Source organism: Coprococcus comes ATCC 27758, assembly GCF_025149785.1.
GTDB classification, from domain to species: Bacteria; Bacillota; Clostridia; order Lachnospirales; family Lachnospiraceae; genus Allocoprococcus; species Allocoprococcus comes.
In genome coordinates this window covers 399,835-414,030 of the sequence record NZ_CP102277.1, presented here as the reverse complement: position 1 = coordinate 414,030, position 14,196 = coordinate 399,835, and the positions used below count along the sequence as shown (strand labels likewise).

The following is a 14,196-nucleotide window of genomic DNA, read 5'->3' as shown; positions in this document are numbered from 1 at the left end:
ATCCGTATATTTAATCTGATCACCTTTTACAGACCTTCGCGATACACCTTATTGATCGTTGCCTGCGCATGTTCCAATTCTTTTTTCTGGATAATTGCATTCCGATCGCTTAGAATTGCCAGCATCTCATCCACCACATCTTCCGGTCGCGGATCTGATATGCGGTACAGATAGCCGAGCATTCTTGTTGCTGTATAATCTGTGTTCATCTGTTTATAAGCAATTTCCCTGCAAAGGCTGTCCGGATAGCCTTTCTGTTGCAGTGCTTTGTATAGTTCATCCTGTTTTGATTGTGCCATAAATTATTCTCCAATATAATGCTTTTTATTATTCTTCTCTTAAAAATATTGATTCCAACAATCTGCATCCCGCTGCCGTCTTAAAAATACGGGATTTCGCATTTTCAATCGACACTTTTGAAAAATTACTCTCACTTGCATTTACAAGAAAATCTGCCTCTATTAAAATCTGATAATCAATCCCATCTATATTGGTGTATGTATGATGATGTGTGACCAGCCAGATAATACGCTCCACTTTCTGTTCTGATACAGGCATTCCTTCCAAAAACTCCTTTACCAGCGGTTCACTTTCAAGTTCCTGATTTTTACCATTTGTGTTTCCATATTTTTCACGGCAAAGTGGACAGGATATATCATGCACCACAGCTGCAAGTTCAAGAATTCCCTGTGTGTTTTCATCCACACTTTCCTGCTCCCCTATCGTCTTTGCATACGCCCATACTTTCAGGAAATGTTCGATATCTCTCAAATTCCCCTGATAAAAATCAATCATTTTTTCAATGGCAACTGCTGTTATTTTAGATTTTTCGTCTTTCATTGCATTCTTCCTCCTGACTTCTTCTGATTTATCTTTTATAACTATAGCACACTTTTCATTCGCAAATCTATTTTTTGCATTCTAGTCTTGCACCTGCTAGAGCGCGCCCATGGAACACACAAATGGAGCTCTAACTTTTTACAGTTAATTCTCTATTTGCTTCGCTTGTCCTGCTGCTAAAGATAAAACATTGCCTTTTGAGTTTCAATCTCCGCTTTCAGTTCTTCTTTTGTCGGCAAGTATAATTTGTACTTGGAAGCAAATTTTTCAATGTACTTAGAGTATATGAAATTTGGGCTTTGTCTTGTAGTTACGAATATCCGCATAAATAGAAAAAGCCCTTTGAAAAAAGAATTTTCTCCTCTCTCAAAAGGCAAGTTAAAAAATTAATATCTATGTGTTATTGACCATCTACTGTTTTCAACCTGCCAGCGGATATTGTGCATGTGTATTGATTCCGTCTTAGTGTTCTGCTATTTGGCGTATGCGATTACAAAATTATTTTTCTGTAAACAAAAAAGTGCGGAAGTCCTTGATTTTTTAAGGGTTTCCGCATCTTGAATTATCTTTTATTTTCTGAACCAGGCAATTTTTTTATTTTAACAAATCGAGCAGCGTATATTCACCTTTTGGAATCTTAGCTGTTCTATGATACTCTTTTATTGCTTCCACAAGAATCCCGGAATTAGAAAAATAATTAAACACGTAATCATATGATTTTACGTCAGACATTCTAAGATTTTCCTTGCAAAAATCATTTGGTTTTTTCCCTGACTTTTTGAATTCTTTATACTGATTTTCAGCAACCAGTAGTCTTTCTGGCTTCCTATCCATTTATAATCTTGTTGTTTACTGATGCTTCAAGTATAATAAAATCTATAAAGGAAATACACGCACAGCATGTGGACTTAATGCCTGATAATCCTCATGTTCGCGATATACAGGGAGGTTATTCTCATGGGGAAACAATCTACGAGAGAAAATAAGACAATTTATCAGATTTGCCGGGAAAAAGCCGGTCTCACCAGATCAGAAGCCAGTGAAAAAATGACTGCTGTTTCTGATTCTAAAATTGAAAAGTTTGAATATGAAATGCAGGAACCCACACCTTACGATATCATCCAGATGGCTGATGCTTACAAGCGCCCGGATCTCTGCAATTATTACTGCTCTCATAAATGCGAAATCGGTCATCGTTATGTCCCGGAGGTCGAAGTTTCTGATTTATCCAATATAATCCTGGAAACCATTGCCAGTCTGAATGAGATTAATCCTCTTACCACACGTCTGATCCAGATTGCCCGTGACGGTAAGATCAGCGATGATGAGATCAAGGATTTTGCTTTTATCAGTAACAAACTGGATGAAATTTCTCTGGCAATAGATTCCCTGAATCTCTGGGTTGATAAAACAGCCGGAGAGCAGGGACTAAACATCGAATTGCTCAGAGAAGAAAAAAAGAAACAGAAATAAGTATGAAAAACAAGGCAGCGAACCTATTTATGGTCCACTGCCTCTTTCCTTTACATATACTGTAACTGGTTTATGATGTATTCCGTTCTGCGGATAGCTTCTTCCACCTGATGTCTGGCATTATTGATTCGATCCTGCACCATCCAATCCACAACAAATCCATCAAAAAAATAATCTGCAAAAGATAAGAAATCTCCAGTATTGATGTTCAGATTACAAGCCATGTTCACATCATTTAATTCCCTACTGAAATTACGAAGATCATATTTCGCCTGTTCCATATTTTGTCTGGCCTGATCCATCTTGGAGTGTTTCAACATCGTAGAAAAGAATCCACCGCCAAACATATCCACCAGTCCCCAATTTTTTGCACTGTTCAGGTTTTCTTTTGCTGTCCGAAGACTACTTAACGCTCGTTGTCCTGCTTCAATCGCTTCTCGTTTCTCTTTTTCTATATCATATCCCATAATTTCTTCCCTCCTCGTATTTTTATGAGTTAGATGATATAAGTGCAATGATTCCGCCGATGATCAACAATGGAAATGCAATATAAATCAGTCCACCAACAACCATTCCTATCAAAATCACCGGAAAAAACACAACTGTACAGAGCAACTTTAAGATTCCCCAGGATGCTTTTACACCAAATATAAAAAATTTTCCAATAAACCAGATCATGCATATAGTAAATAGTAACGATAACATATTCTACTCCTTCTGACTCCTGTTATGATTTGAATCATTCATTTTTTTGATTGTTTACTTGATACAAACTCAGATGTATTTCTCACACCGATTTTACTACTGAATTCTGGGTTCTTCTCTATTTTTTCAATCATCCGAATTAACCTTATTCTCTGTGCTGTATCCATCTGCTCACCTCATTCTGACAGTTCTCCCTTTTGATATTGTCAGTATAACCGGATAACTTTTCAAAATATATACCTAATACAAAGAATTGAACATATGTAATTCTCAATTTTCGAGGAATATTTAAAAAGGCCCAGAGGGAATTGTTCCCTTCTGAGCCTATTGGTTATATAGCAGTATTTTTCATATTTGCTCTGATTTACTTTTTTTGTAATTTCTTCTCTGGAAATCTTCGAACCAAGGTGCATTCCTCGTTGCTTACACATATACGCTTTCATTGTTTCTATATTCTCATCAGCACTTCCTGACTCAAGTGAGCACATTTGCGAATTGTTTTCCTCATTATTTACATGCCACACTTCCAGAGCAGAAATTTGCATATGTTTTATGCATAACTATTGTTCCATTTGAAAACTTAATATCAATATCATTTGCAGAACCATATCTAACTATTTTAGCTTTCATTCCATTTCTCATTATCTTCTCTGTCCATAACCGTTCATTTTTCAAAGTACGCCTCAGTTGCGGAATCCCAGGTTTACCTATAGCTCCGTGAATAAAATCCTCATATTTTCTATCTTTCACAATAGTGCCATCTTTAAATTTAACGGTGATATGATTTGCATCTTTTACTTCAATAATCTCCGCCTCCTCATTACCTCTGTTTTGAATTTTTTTATCCCCTATATGATTTCTTGCATAACAGGAAGGCACTGCTACACTACCTGTACTAAATCTTTCCCATCTTGTTTTTACTATTTCTCCATTATCAAACTTCACTTTGATATCATTACTCAAATTATATTCAATCACTTCTGCCATCATCCCGTTCTTCATTTGTTTTCGTAAATTTAATCTTTGATTCTTTTTTGCCAGACTTGTATCTTTGGGATGTGAAATATTTCCTTTAACAAAACTTTGATAACATTTATGATATACAATTTCTCCATCCTCGAACTGTACAGTGATATTTCGACAACTAGACATTTTAATGATTTCTGCAACCATACCATTATTCATTTTTTTCTTTTCATATAAATGAATCGTTGCACGTTTATTATTTGATACATATTCCTTTATTGTACGTTTATCTTTCTCAAAGTTTATAAACTTATCATCCTTTTTGAGAACATCTCTGACAAAACTTTTCAGGCAACATTCCAATGAAGCTGACATAAATCTACTATCCTCTAAAATATAGTTTCTTCCACTAACACCAGAACATCCCGGTTCTCTAAAACGATAAAGTTTTATTCCCAACTTTTCAACTATTTTATTCTTTCCTTCATCATCTTTATTTTTAGTATGAGAATATTCACCATCATACTCAATCGCTATTTTCAGCTTATCATTATATAAATCAAGCTCTTTCCCTTCTAAACCAACTCTGTCAGAACGCTTTGAACGTTGTGGAATTCGAACAAACCCCAATGACTCTAAATAAAATCTTAATACCAATTCATTTTGCGATACATTTCCTCCATGAATTGTAGGATGTGCAATATTACCGATACAAAAATCCCGCCAGGATACTCCCGTTCTTTTTCCTCCATCTTCAAACAAAATATCCATATCATGACTCCCCCTGTATTCAATAACCTCAGCAGTCAATCCATTATTCATTACCTTTTTCTCGCCAATTCGCTCTTCTCTATTTCTTGGAGCTTTAAAATGTTTTTCATAGTTGAAGTTTCCCTCAATAAAGTATCTCCAATTTTTTAACTTCATTTCTTTCCCATCACAAAATCTGATTATAAAATTTTCACAAGTACTATAACTTACAACTTGTGCCCTCTTTCCATCCCTGGATGTACTCTCTACCCCTATTCTTTCACTTGCTTTTGTTATGTATTTTCTCATTTACACGCCTGCATTCTAATTTGATAAGTGTTTCTTTCTAAAATCAAAAAATCCTGTTCTGTACACCAAAACATTATTTTTTGACTTCCTTTATTATATTTTTCTATATAAAGAAATTCCCAGAATACTTACTGCTATCACAATAAGAAATTTTCCAAATCCTGATATTGTATATTCTAGACCTCTCATACAAATAATCTATCTTCTCCTAAATATTTTTCTAGTCATTGCAATATAAAATTGCTTATACAGTCTCTCCCTTAAGAGTCCTGGTATTCTGGATAATATACAGAGCGACCGATATGACCATCATTATAGCGCACAAACCAATCAACAGATCTGATACCATAGGTGTAATGTGGAACCATATAATATGCACCGCTGCAGTTCCATATAATAAAAAGGTTACTATCTTTCCATGCCAGTCTGCACCATGTACTTTTCCTGTCTTTCGTATCACAAGACATCCACTGACTACCATATACAGCTCCTTACCTGCCATTATTACGATTAAAAGAAGCACATGCGGAAAACGAGTAAACAGACAGATTAACATCGCTGCCTGTGTCAGCTTATCAGCCACCGGATCAAGTATTTTTCCTAAATTACTAATCCTATGGAATCTTCTTGCGATATATCCATCAGCAAGATCCGTAAGACCAGACAGCAATAAGATTTCACCAGCTAACAGAGGATTTTTCTTTACACAATAACTCCATATAATTACCGGAATCAGACAAAGCCGAAAAAAAGAAAGAAGATTAGGAACCGTAATAATTCTATTCAAATTTTCTTCCTGATTCACTTCACTCTGCATGTACAGTCACATCACTTTCCTTTTTTTTAGACATAAACCAATAAAATATAACACAAAATGCTAAAGCAAACACAACACCAAAAACATTTTGAATCACTCTAAGACTAACCGCTCCTTGTAGTCCATAAGTCTCTGCAGCAATGGCTAAAGCACCAAATGTGTTAAATACTGCCTGCCAGCCATATTGTGCTGAAAATCCTACACCGATTCCACCAAGAATTCCTATATATGCATAGATTGACGAAGGAAGCAGAAAATATAATACTGTAAAACATATAACACCTGCAATATTTCCGACAATCCTTTTACGGACTCTGTAGTGCATATCTTCCATAAACGGCAAAATCGCGGACATGGCCGCAATACCAGCCCACATTGCACGTGGCATATTACAAAGTTCTGCAATGCAAAGGACAATCGGTACGCATAAAATCTGACATATCTGCCATTTTGTTCTGGAAGAAGTGATATCAAATTCTTGTATCAGATCTTTCAGATTTCTTTTATAAGTTCTGTTTTTATGATTTCGATAAAATACGAAGCAGGTAAGTGCTGCACCTAAAGCCATTCCGACTAATCGCATCTGATAGCTTTTTCCCGTAACATCATAACCATATAGCAGCAGATACCCAAGAACCAATGTAGATTGATTAAACATGAATGGATTATGGCATCCGAACAGAATCAACACAGCCAGTGCCGCAATATTTAACAGCATTCCCAATACCGGTGAAAACTGATTTGCTAAATGCGGACATACAGTCATAATTACAAAGAACAAAGCCAAAAGCATCGTAGATTGTCCGGTGTGGATCCCCAGATCCGCATTTCTAAACACCATGAGACATAATAAGACCACTACACCTACAATGCTGTTCTCATTTCCAAATAAGATACTGAAAATAGTAACAAATAAAAAACAAAATGCCATTGTAACAGCTATCTTTACCAAATATACCAGTATATGATATGATTTTTCTTTCACTGTTTCACTCTTTTTCAACAGATTTTTAGAACCTGCCTGATTTAACTGCAATTCCTGATAAAATGTCATGTAATTCCTCCTCTATCTGTTTTTCTTAAACTTATATGGCCTCATCTTTCTGTATTGGAAGCTCTACAACAAATCTGCATCCACCATATTCACGGTTTTCTGCTTTGATTGTTCCTCCGGCACTATCTACAATCCGTTTTACAAGTGCAAGACCTAGGCCATTTCCTTCTGCTTTATGAGATCCATCTACCTGATAGAACTTGTCAAATATTCTGGATTTTACATCATCCTCTATTCCTGGTCCTTCATCTTCCAGAATGAACTTAACAGAATCCTGTTCTTGTTTCAGAAACATCGTAATTGTCCCCTTTGAAGGGCTGAACTTAATCGCATTATCCAAAAGATTTATCCAGATATGCATAAAAAGTCCTTCATTCCCAGTATATTTAACTTCCTCCAATTCTACCTGAAAACCAATTTCTTTTTCTGTCCATTTTGTTTCCAATGAAAGAAATGCCTGGCGGATCTGTTCATCCAGACGATATTCTGTTTTTTTCATTGGTATATTCTGATTCTCTAACTTGGATAACAGCAAAATATTACCAACCAATCCGGAAAGTCTTTGGGTGTTAAATAAGATTTTTTCTACATATTCCTCTTGATCCGGAGACAGTTCTTCTCCCTGAAGCAGCATTGTATATCCTTCAATGGCATTAATCGGGGTCTTAAACTCATGAGAAACATCAGATACAAAATCCATCTGCAGCACCTCTGTTGCACGAAGTTCTTTTGTCATAACGTTAAAACTTTGATAAGATTCTCCAACTTCTGCTATACGGCTGTTCGTTTCCAAATGCTGTTCAAAATCTCCCTGAGAAACTTCCTTCATTGCTTTACTAAGTCTGGTAATTGGTTCCAGTAACTTTGCATTGATAAAGGAAGTGATCAGCCCTGCAATCAATGTATTGAAAATCAAAAGCCAGCCAAGCACAGGTATGCTGCCCGGCAGATTAAAAAAATGATTCAAAAAAGCAAATAATAAAGCAGATATGACTGTTGAAAATACAAGTGCCAGCCAGATTGCACCAGTCAGACAGGATCGGATCCGCAATCCTTTTTCTTTCTTTTGTTCCATTATTTTTTCACCACCTTGTATCCAATTCCACGCATTGTTACGATTTCAAAATCAGGGTTATCTTTAAAACGCTCCCTGATCCTTCCTATATGTACCTCTATCGTATGTGGGTCTGCCTCCGTCTCGTATCCCCATACTTCATCCATCAACTGTTGTTTTGTAAATGTTCTGCCTGGCGAAGCTGCAAGCTTATATAAAAGCAGGAATTCTTTTTTAGGCAAAACAAGACTTTCCTTATCAGTTGTAACCGTCATTGCATCATAATCAAACTCTGTTGAACCGATCACAATTTTGTGTTCATTCAGTATCTGTGCACGGCGAAGCAGTGCTCCGACTCTTAAAACCATTTCATTCACATTTACCGGTTTTACCATATAATCGTCACTTCCCGAAAGAAATCCCTGGCGCATATCATCAAAGGAACCTTTCGCAGTGATCATAAGTACCGGTATCTGATATCCTGCTGAACGGAGTTCCGACACCAGTTCATAACCATCCATAACCGGCATCATAATATCAGAAATGATCAGATCAATATATTCCTTATCCAATACTTCTAATGCCTGTGCTCCATCCGATGCACTTTTGACTTGATATCCATTCTTCTCAAGCACTTTTTGGAATAGCTGGCTTAATTCTTTATCATCTTCTACAATCAATATTTGAAACACGTTTTCCTTCCTCCTTATTAAAACAGATACCTTGCCCATCCAAGCAGATGCTGTACCAAAAATATTTTTCTCTGACGTTTCTTTGTTAATTCGATTGGCTCTACATGATATGGATCACGATAGGTTCCATCTTCCAATACCTGGCGGGACACTCTTTCATATTCCATCATGCCCTCTTCCAACTGTTTATTAATATCTTTACTGCGAATTACAAGCATCAGTTCCGTATCCAGATATGCACTTCTCATGTCCATATTAAAGGAACCGATTACAGACAGATCATCGTCAATCAGAATACTTTTTCCGTGGTATGAATAACCGCCTTCATATTCCCAGATATTAATTCCTGTACTTAAGATTCTATTTCTGTTTTTCGCATAATCGGCAGCCCCAAATGGATTCCCATTATTCGCAACTGAATTTGTCATGATAGAAAAATCTGAAACGTTCTCTGCAATCTCCTCCCATGTATTATACATCATATCATTACAGATAATATATGGCGTGTGGATCTTCACACGATTTTTTGCATTTTTCATCAATTCTCCCAACTGATACCACACTACTGGTTCTTTGGAACCTGTGTGAATAGGATTTGACACTAATGCAATCTTTTCTGTCTCAAAAGTTTCGTCCGTGTAATCGGTATCGCAGATTCTTTCCTTATTCTCTTCAAAATATTTCTGATAGCCGTTCTGCAGCTTTAAAACTGCGTTCTTTACAGATTTTCTATTTGCCAGTTTTTTATTGTTATGAAAATAACCACTGTCTTCCTGATTCCATATGGTTTCAAAATACTCTGACAACTGGTTAACTGAATTTTCTTTCTCAGGTTCATCGCAAACCACTAACACGTCTCTGTCATAGTTCTTATGTCCCGGAAAATCACCCAGGAAATAATTGTATGTATTTCTTCCCCCAAGAATATATCTCTTTCCATCTGCAATCAAATATTTATCATGCATTCTACCCATCATTTTCCACGGTTTCAACGGATTGGCCTTATTATACAGTTTAATTTCAACATTCTCATGGGAAGATAATCCATAGAAATACGGATTTCCTTCCATATCAATCCAGCTCTCCATTCCATCTACTAACAGACGAATATGTACACCTCTGTCTGCCGCATCATGCAGTGCTCCTAAAATCAATTTTCCACTTTCATCGGATTGAAATGCAAAAGTAGAAAGAACAATTTCCTTTTTTGCATTCTTGATCAAACGCACTCTTTGTAAAAGCGCTTCTGGATTCTTTTCTATGATTACTGCCCGTTCTGTATTTTCACTGCATTCGTTCCATGACCCATTTTTTGTTTCTTTTTTGGTTGTATTGGACACTTCCGGCTGCTTTTTATATGCAACGCAGATTCCGAGCAATTCATAAAAAGCCACACATAAAAAAATTGCCAGTATAACAAGAAGGATTTTACATATTTTATGCTTTTTCATTGTACATCACCTGATTCCTTTTTATTTCATACTTATACAATACAAAGTCAATCTCAATTTAACCTCAACAAGGTTTGTTTTTTTCATCCATGCAAACTGTTGCTGATGAAGTCGATCCGGAACTTCTGGCAAAAGTATTAGCAAATGCAGAGATGCGAGCATTGCTCAATTCACTGGCAAAGACGATGAAGTAATGAAAAACACGATTAAAAGGCGGGATAAACACTGCTTCTAAAGGATATAATATAATTGTGGAATAGAAATACTCAACAAGTTACAAAAATCTATTCCAATGTCCGGCTAACATGTTGATTTTTGAAGTCCATCCGGATATACTAGAATAGAAAAATGCAACATGTTGCAAAAATCTTTTACAGTGAGGTTTTAAGATGGAGATTCGCAGAGATTTCTATTTGGATAAATTGATAAAAAGAAAGAATAATGGACTGATTAAGGTAATTACTGGTATTCGTCGATGTGGAAAATCCTATTTACTGAATAATCTGTTTTATCATCATTTATTGGAAAGCGGAGTTGATGCTGACCACATCATTCGCTTTGCGTTTGATTCAGCCGATGATCTTTATCTGATTGGCGAAAGCCTGATTCAGATTGAAAAGGAAAAGCGTGGAGTTGACCCTGAAAAGTTCATGGCTTATATCCGTTCAAAAGTTGTAGGTGAAGAAATGTATTATCTGTTGCTTGATGAAATTCAGATGTTGGATTGTTTTGAAGCTGTTTTGAATGGCTATCTTCGCAAAGATAATATGGATGTATTTGTGACAGGAAGTAATGCAAAACTTTTGTCTAAAGATATAGCCACCGAGTTCGCCGGTCGTGGTGATGAGGTTCATATGTATCCCCTGAGCTTTGCCGAGTTTATGACCATTTACAGTGGTGATAAGTACATGGGATTATCTGAATATATGCTGTATGGAGGTATTCCTCTGGTTGTTCTTCGTGAGGGAGCAAACGATAAGGCAGTTTCATTGCAGAATTTGTTCAATGAGATTTATCTTCGAGATATTACCAAACGTAACCGAGTGAGGAACATCGGAGAACTGGAGGATCTTCTGAATATTCTTTCCTCTGCCATTGGTTCGCTGACCAATCCAGAAAAATTGAAGAATACTTTTAGGACGGTAAAGAAATCCAGAATCACTTCCGCTACTATTAAAAAATATCTGGATTATTTAGAGGATTCTTTTCTGATTGAATCAGCACAAAGATATGACATTAAAGGAAAAGCATATATTGAAACACCAAAGAAATATTACTTTTCCGATCTTGGCCTTCGTAATGCCAGAATCAATTTCCGTCAGTTTGAGCAGACTCATTCTATGGAGAATGTAATTTATAATGAACTTCGTATGCGTGGTTACAGTGTGGACGTGGGTGTAATACCGATTGCAGAAAGAAATCAGGAAGGTAAGGTTGTCCGTAAACAGCTGGAAGTTGATTTTGTATGCAATCTTGGTTCTTCCAGATACTATATCCAGTCTGCATACTCGCTGCCAGATGAAGCGAAACGAACTCAGGAAATCAGACCGTTCAGAAAAATTGATGATTCTTTCAAAAAGATTGTTATTACAAAAGATATTGTACAGCCCTATTATGATGACTATGGTATCTTGACTGTAAACATTTATGACTTTCTCCTTGATCCGCAAATTCTTGAAAAATAAATAATAGTATTCTAATGAGCCAAAGCAAGAGCTTACTACAAAAATCAAATAAATGGGAGGATGCGATAAGAAATCACCTTCTTCCTTCGTTATCCTTCGGGATTACAGATGTGAATTTGTGGTGTGGTAAGATAGAAACACAAACAAAGAGACACAAATATTTTCCATGGAAAATGAATATAAGACTGGAGGGTACATTTATGTTAAAAAACAAGCTTTTGATTTCTGGAAAACTTATATCGAATTTTTGACGAAAGGTATGATTGATGTTCCGATGCCTAATCCGGCAATAGAATTCCTGGCTGATGTAAAGGCCGGAAAATATGATGAAATAAGCGATGAAGAATACGATGAACTGCTGAATTCTACAGCAGAACTTGCAAGCTTCTGGAAGAAAAAACGAAAAGCAACGGTAGGCGAAATTGTACGGGAAGCTCTAATTCATATGAATTTAAGTCTTAGTGAAACAGAAAAACTGGCTCAGATTCTTGCGGAAGCGTCAACATGTAAGACATATAAGTAAAAAGAAACATTGATGGGACGATATAACACAAGGGAAACAATAAGGGAAAGCTCACCTGCGATAAATCCAGTATTTTCAAGGGTTTGCGGAGAATTTTAATAACAAAATATAACAGGTGAATCTTAATCAGAATTTGGAGGTTATTGGAAATAACTGAAAGAGAAAAAATGTTAAGTGGGGAGTTGTACGATCCAACGGATAAAGAATTGGAGCAATTACGCCTGAATGCACGTAAATTAGCAAGAAAATACAATTCGACAGATGAAGATCAGCCAGAAGAACAAGCACAGATATTGCAAGAATTACTGCTAACAACAGAGGAGCTTCCGTATTTGCAGGCACCTGTTTATTTTGATTACGGATGCAATACTTTTTTGGGAAAACTCAGTTTTGCTAATTTTAATTTTACATGTTTAGATGTATGTGAAATACATATAGGCGATAATGTGATGATTATCTTGTAGTTTGCGAATATCCGTATAAATAGAAAAAACCCTTTGAGAAAAGGATTTCTCCTCTCTCAAAGGGCAAGTTAGCAAACTGGAAGTTGACTATCAACTGATAATCAAAAATATCATTCCTAAAATTGCAAATCCTTCACAGATCGCAATTATCTAAAATCTGTCGAGCTCTTCGTATAGAAAAACAGTAATTTCATTCTTTCGAAATTTTTAATTCTACGTCTCCGTTACTCAGCAATTCTACAACCTCACGCTCTGGCATATTCATTTTTCCCAGTCTTATCTCTTGTTTATCATCGTTCACGGAATCCTTGTTAGAACTACCACATGCAACCAGACAGGCTGTGAGGATAATTTCCAGAATAACTGATAAATATTTCTTTATATGGCTACACCTCGTTCTTTATTATTTCTTTTCATCAAGCAAAATAACACCTTGCGCCGGATTTTTATCAATTGCACCAACTATCTCATGTGGAACATATGGCTCTTCAAGATATGCAAGGTCTTCGGCAGTTAATTTAATGTCAAATGCTCCGGCTGAATCATCCAGATACTGCGTTTTGGTTGCCCCAATAATAGGCGATAGAATTCCCTTTGCCCACTGCCATGCAATGGCTATCTGGGACATTTTGCAGTTATACTTTTCGGCAAGCTCCGCTACACGTTTAACTATCTGCATGTCTTCCGCTTCAGTCTTATCATATTTTCCCATGGCAACCCTATCCGTGGTTCCACGAAGAGACTCTGATTTCCACTGTGGTCTTGACAGATGTCCGGCTGCAAGAGGGCTATACGGCATTAACGAAACTTTCATTTGCTTACAAATTGGTAGCAATTCTCTCTCATCCTCTCTGTAAAGCAAATTATAATGATTCTCCATCGCAGAAAATGGTGTCCATCCATTGTCTCTTGCGGCTAACTGCATATTATAAAACTGATATCCATACATGGCAGATGCACCAAGTGCCCTGACCTTTCCTGCTTTTACCAGATCGTGCAGTGCCTCCATAGTTTCTTCAATTGGTGTATCATAGTCAAATCTATGGATGATATATAAATCAAGATAGTCGGTTCCAAGACGTGACAGAGTTCCATCTATTTCCCTCATGATTGCCTGTCTTGATAAACGACCTTCATTAAAATATACCTTGGATGCAATCACAACCTGATTTCTCGCTACATTTTTCTTCAATGCTTTACCTAAATATTCCTCACTTGTTCCTGCTGAATATCCATTTGCTGTATCAAAAAAGTTATACCCCAAATCAAGTGCATGCTTGATAACATTCTCACTTTCAGCTTCATCCAACGTCCAGTCATGCATGGTTCCAGCTTTCCCAAAACTCATGCAGCCCACACATAATTTTGACACTTCTATATCTGTATTTCCGAGTTTACCGTATTCCATAGTGC

General features: G+C 36.5%; 16 protein-coding genes. 4 read left to right on the top strand and 12 right to left on the bottom strand.

Annotated features, from left to right (window positions below):
* Nucleotides 1-26 precede the first annotated feature (26 nt).
* The 3 genes from NQ556_RS02215 to NQ556_RS02205 form a co-directional block, all read right to left on the bottom strand.
* Nucleotides 27-299, bottom strand: a complete 273-nt coding sequence (locus NQ556_RS02215) for a hypothetical protein (protein WP_008369091.1) — start codon at nt 297-299, stop codon at nt 27-29.
* A gap of 28 nt (nt 300-327) precedes the next feature.
* Nucleotides 328-840: an HD domain-containing protein gene (locus NQ556_RS02210; protein WP_195196766.1), complete on the bottom strand. Its 513-nt coding sequence runs from the start codon at nt 838-840 to the stop codon at nt 328-330.
* Between the two features lie 594 nt (nt 841-1,434).
* Entirely contained in the window at nt 1,435-1,674 is a 240-nt protein-coding gene (locus NQ556_RS02205) for a hypothetical protein (RefSeq protein WP_243257505.1), read from the bottom strand.
* Between the two features lie 123 nt (nt 1,675-1,797).
* On the opposite strand from NQ556_RS02205, the gene NQ556_RS02200 reads away from it, so the two are divergent.
* Nucleotides 1,798-2,313, top strand: a complete 516-nt coding sequence (locus tag NQ556_RS02200) for a helix-turn-helix domain-containing protein (protein ID WP_044998574.1) — start codon at nt 1,798-1,800, stop codon at nt 2,311-2,313.
* A gap of 50 nt (nt 2,314-2,363) precedes the next feature.
* Here NQ556_RS02200 and NQ556_RS02195 read toward each other — a convergent pair whose 3' ends face one another.
* From NQ556_RS02195 to NQ556_RS02160, 8 genes are all read right to left on the bottom strand, one after another.
* Nucleotides 2,364-2,780, bottom strand: coding sequence for a hypothetical protein (locus tag NQ556_RS02195; RefSeq protein WP_008369083.1), 417 nt, complete (start codon nt 2,778-2,780; stop codon nt 2,364-2,366).
* 22 nt (nt 2,781-2,802) lie between these two features.
* Nucleotides 2,803-3,018 (bottom strand): hypothetical protein, encoded by a 216-nt coding sequence (locus NQ556_RS02190; RefSeq protein WP_055248899.1) that lies wholly within the window; start codon nt 3,016-3,018, stop codon nt 2,803-2,805.
* A 507-nt stretch (nt 3,019-3,525) separates the two neighbouring features.
* Nucleotides 3,526-5,043: a PDDEXK family nuclease gene (locus NQ556_RS02185; RefSeq protein WP_195253617.1), complete on the bottom strand. Its 1,518-nt coding sequence runs from the start codon at nt 5,041-5,043 to the stop codon at nt 3,526-3,528.
* Nucleotides 5,044-5,287: 244 nt separating this feature from the next.
* On the bottom strand, nt 5,288-5,860 hold the full coding sequence (locus NQ556_RS02180) for a CDP-alcohol phosphatidyltransferase family protein (RefSeq protein WP_005335451.1): 573 nt from the start codon (nt 5,858-5,860) through the stop codon (nt 5,288-5,290).
* Nucleotides 5,850-6,914: an FUSC family protein gene (locus NQ556_RS02175; protein WP_006858452.1), complete on the bottom strand. Its 1,065-nt coding sequence runs from the start codon at nt 6,912-6,914 to the stop codon at nt 5,850-5,852. Before NQ556_RS02175 ends, NQ556_RS02180 begins: the two co-directional genes overlap by 11 nt.
* Before the next feature lie 31 nt (nt 6,915-6,945).
* Entirely contained in the window at nt 6,946-7,989 is a 1,044-nt protein-coding gene (locus NQ556_RS02170; RefSeq protein ID WP_117502258.1) for a HAMP domain-containing sensor histidine kinase, read from the bottom strand.
* The gene (locus NQ556_RS02165; protein ID WP_003693048.1) at nt 7,989-8,699 is read right to left on the bottom strand and encodes a response regulator transcription factor; all 711 of its coding nucleotides are present in this window, start codon (nt 8,697-8,699) and stop codon (nt 7,989-7,991) included. The genes NQ556_RS02170 and NQ556_RS02165 overlap by 1 nt, the downstream gene beginning before the upstream one ends.
* A complete protein-coding gene (locus tag NQ556_RS02160; RefSeq protein ID WP_173699235.1) occupies nt 8,678-10,111 on the bottom strand; it encodes a phospholipase D family protein in 1,434 nt (477 codons plus the stop codon). The genes NQ556_RS02165 and NQ556_RS02160 overlap by 22 nt, the downstream gene beginning before the upstream one ends.
* A 389-nt stretch (nt 10,112-10,500) precedes the next feature.
* Here NQ556_RS02160 and NQ556_RS02155 point away from each other — a divergent pair, with 389 nt between their 5' ends.
* From NQ556_RS02155 to NQ556_RS02145, 3 genes are all read left to right on the top strand, one after another.
* Nucleotides 10,501-11,796: an ATP-binding protein gene (locus NQ556_RS02155; RefSeq protein WP_008370170.1), complete on the top strand. Its 1,296-nt coding sequence runs from the start codon at nt 10,501-10,503 to the stop codon at nt 11,794-11,796.
* Between the two features lie 166 nt (nt 11,797-11,962).
* Nucleotides 11,963-12,319, top strand: coding sequence for a hypothetical protein (locus tag NQ556_RS02150; RefSeq protein ID WP_008370167.1), 357 nt, complete (start codon nt 11,963-11,965; stop codon nt 12,317-12,319).
* A 143-nt stretch (nt 12,320-12,462) separates the two neighbouring features.
* Complete coding sequence (locus NQ556_RS02145) at nt 12,463-12,783, top strand: maltose acetyltransferase domain-containing protein (protein WP_243257369.1); 321 nt, start codon at nt 12,463-12,465, stop codon at nt 12,781-12,783.
* A gap of 403 nt (nt 12,784-13,186) precedes the next feature.
* Here NQ556_RS02145 and NQ556_RS02140 read toward each other — a convergent pair whose 3' ends face one another.
* Nucleotides 13,187-14,191, bottom strand: a complete 1,005-nt coding sequence (locus NQ556_RS02140) for an aldo/keto reductase (RefSeq protein WP_173692770.1) — start codon at nt 14,189-14,191, stop codon at nt 13,187-13,189.
* Between the last annotated feature and the right edge of the window lie 5 nt (nt 14,192-14,196).

Bases quoted from the DNA above. Each gene is read 5' to 3' on its own strand.
- NQ556_RS02215 (WP_008369091.1), bottom strand. From the start codon at position 299: ATGGCACAATCAAAACAGGATGAACTATACAAAGCACTGCAACAGAAA.
- NQ556_RS02210 (WP_195196766.1), bottom strand. From the start codon at position 840: ATGAAAGACGAAAAATCTAAAATAACAGCAGTTGCCATTGAAAAAATG.
- NQ556_RS02205 (WP_243257505.1), bottom strand. From the start codon at position 1,674: ATGGATAGGAAGCCAGAAAGACTACTGGTTGCTGAAAATCAGTATAAA.
- NQ556_RS02200 (WP_044998574.1), top strand. From the start codon at position 1,798: ATGGGGAAACAATCTACGAGAGAAAATAAGACAATTTATCAGATTTGC.
- NQ556_RS02195 (WP_008369083.1), bottom strand. From the start codon at position 2,780: ATGGGATATGATATAGAAAAAGAGAAACGAGAAGCGATTGAAGCAGGA.
- NQ556_RS02190 (WP_055248899.1), bottom strand. From the start codon at position 3,018: ATGTTATCGTTACTATTTACTATATGCATGATCTGGTTTATTGGAAAA.
- NQ556_RS02185 (WP_195253617.1), bottom strand. From the start codon at position 5,043: ATGAGAAAATACATAACAAAAGCAAGTGAAAGAATAGGGGTAGAGAGT.
- NQ556_RS02180 (WP_005335451.1), bottom strand. From the start codon at position 5,860: ATGCAGAGTGAAGTGAATCAGGAAGAAAATTTGAATAGAATTATTACG.
- NQ556_RS02175 (WP_006858452.1), bottom strand. From the start codon at position 6,914: ATGACATTTTATCAGGAATTGCAGTTAAATCAGGCAGGTTCTAAAAAT.
- NQ556_RS02170 (WP_117502258.1), bottom strand. From the start codon at position 7,989: ATGGAACAAAAGAAAGAAAAAGGATTGCGGATCCGATCCTGTCTGACT.
- NQ556_RS02165 (WP_003693048.1), bottom strand. From the start codon at position 8,699: ATGGGCAAGGTATCTGTTTTAATAAGGAGGAAGGAAAACGTGTTTCAA.
- NQ556_RS02160 (WP_173699235.1), bottom strand. From the start codon at position 10,111: ATGAAAAAGCATAAAATATGTAAAATCCTTCTTGTTATACTGGCAATT.
- NQ556_RS02155 (WP_008370170.1), top strand. From the start codon at position 10,501: ATGGAGATTCGCAGAGATTTCTATTTGGATAAATTGATAAAAAGAAAG.
- NQ556_RS02150 (WP_008370167.1), top strand. From the start codon at position 11,963: ATGGAAAATGAATATAAGACTGGAGGGTACATTTATGTTAAAAAACAA.
- NQ556_RS02140 (WP_173692770.1), bottom strand. From the start codon at position 14,191: ATGGAATACGGTAAACTCGGAAATACAGATATAGAAGTGTCAAAATTA.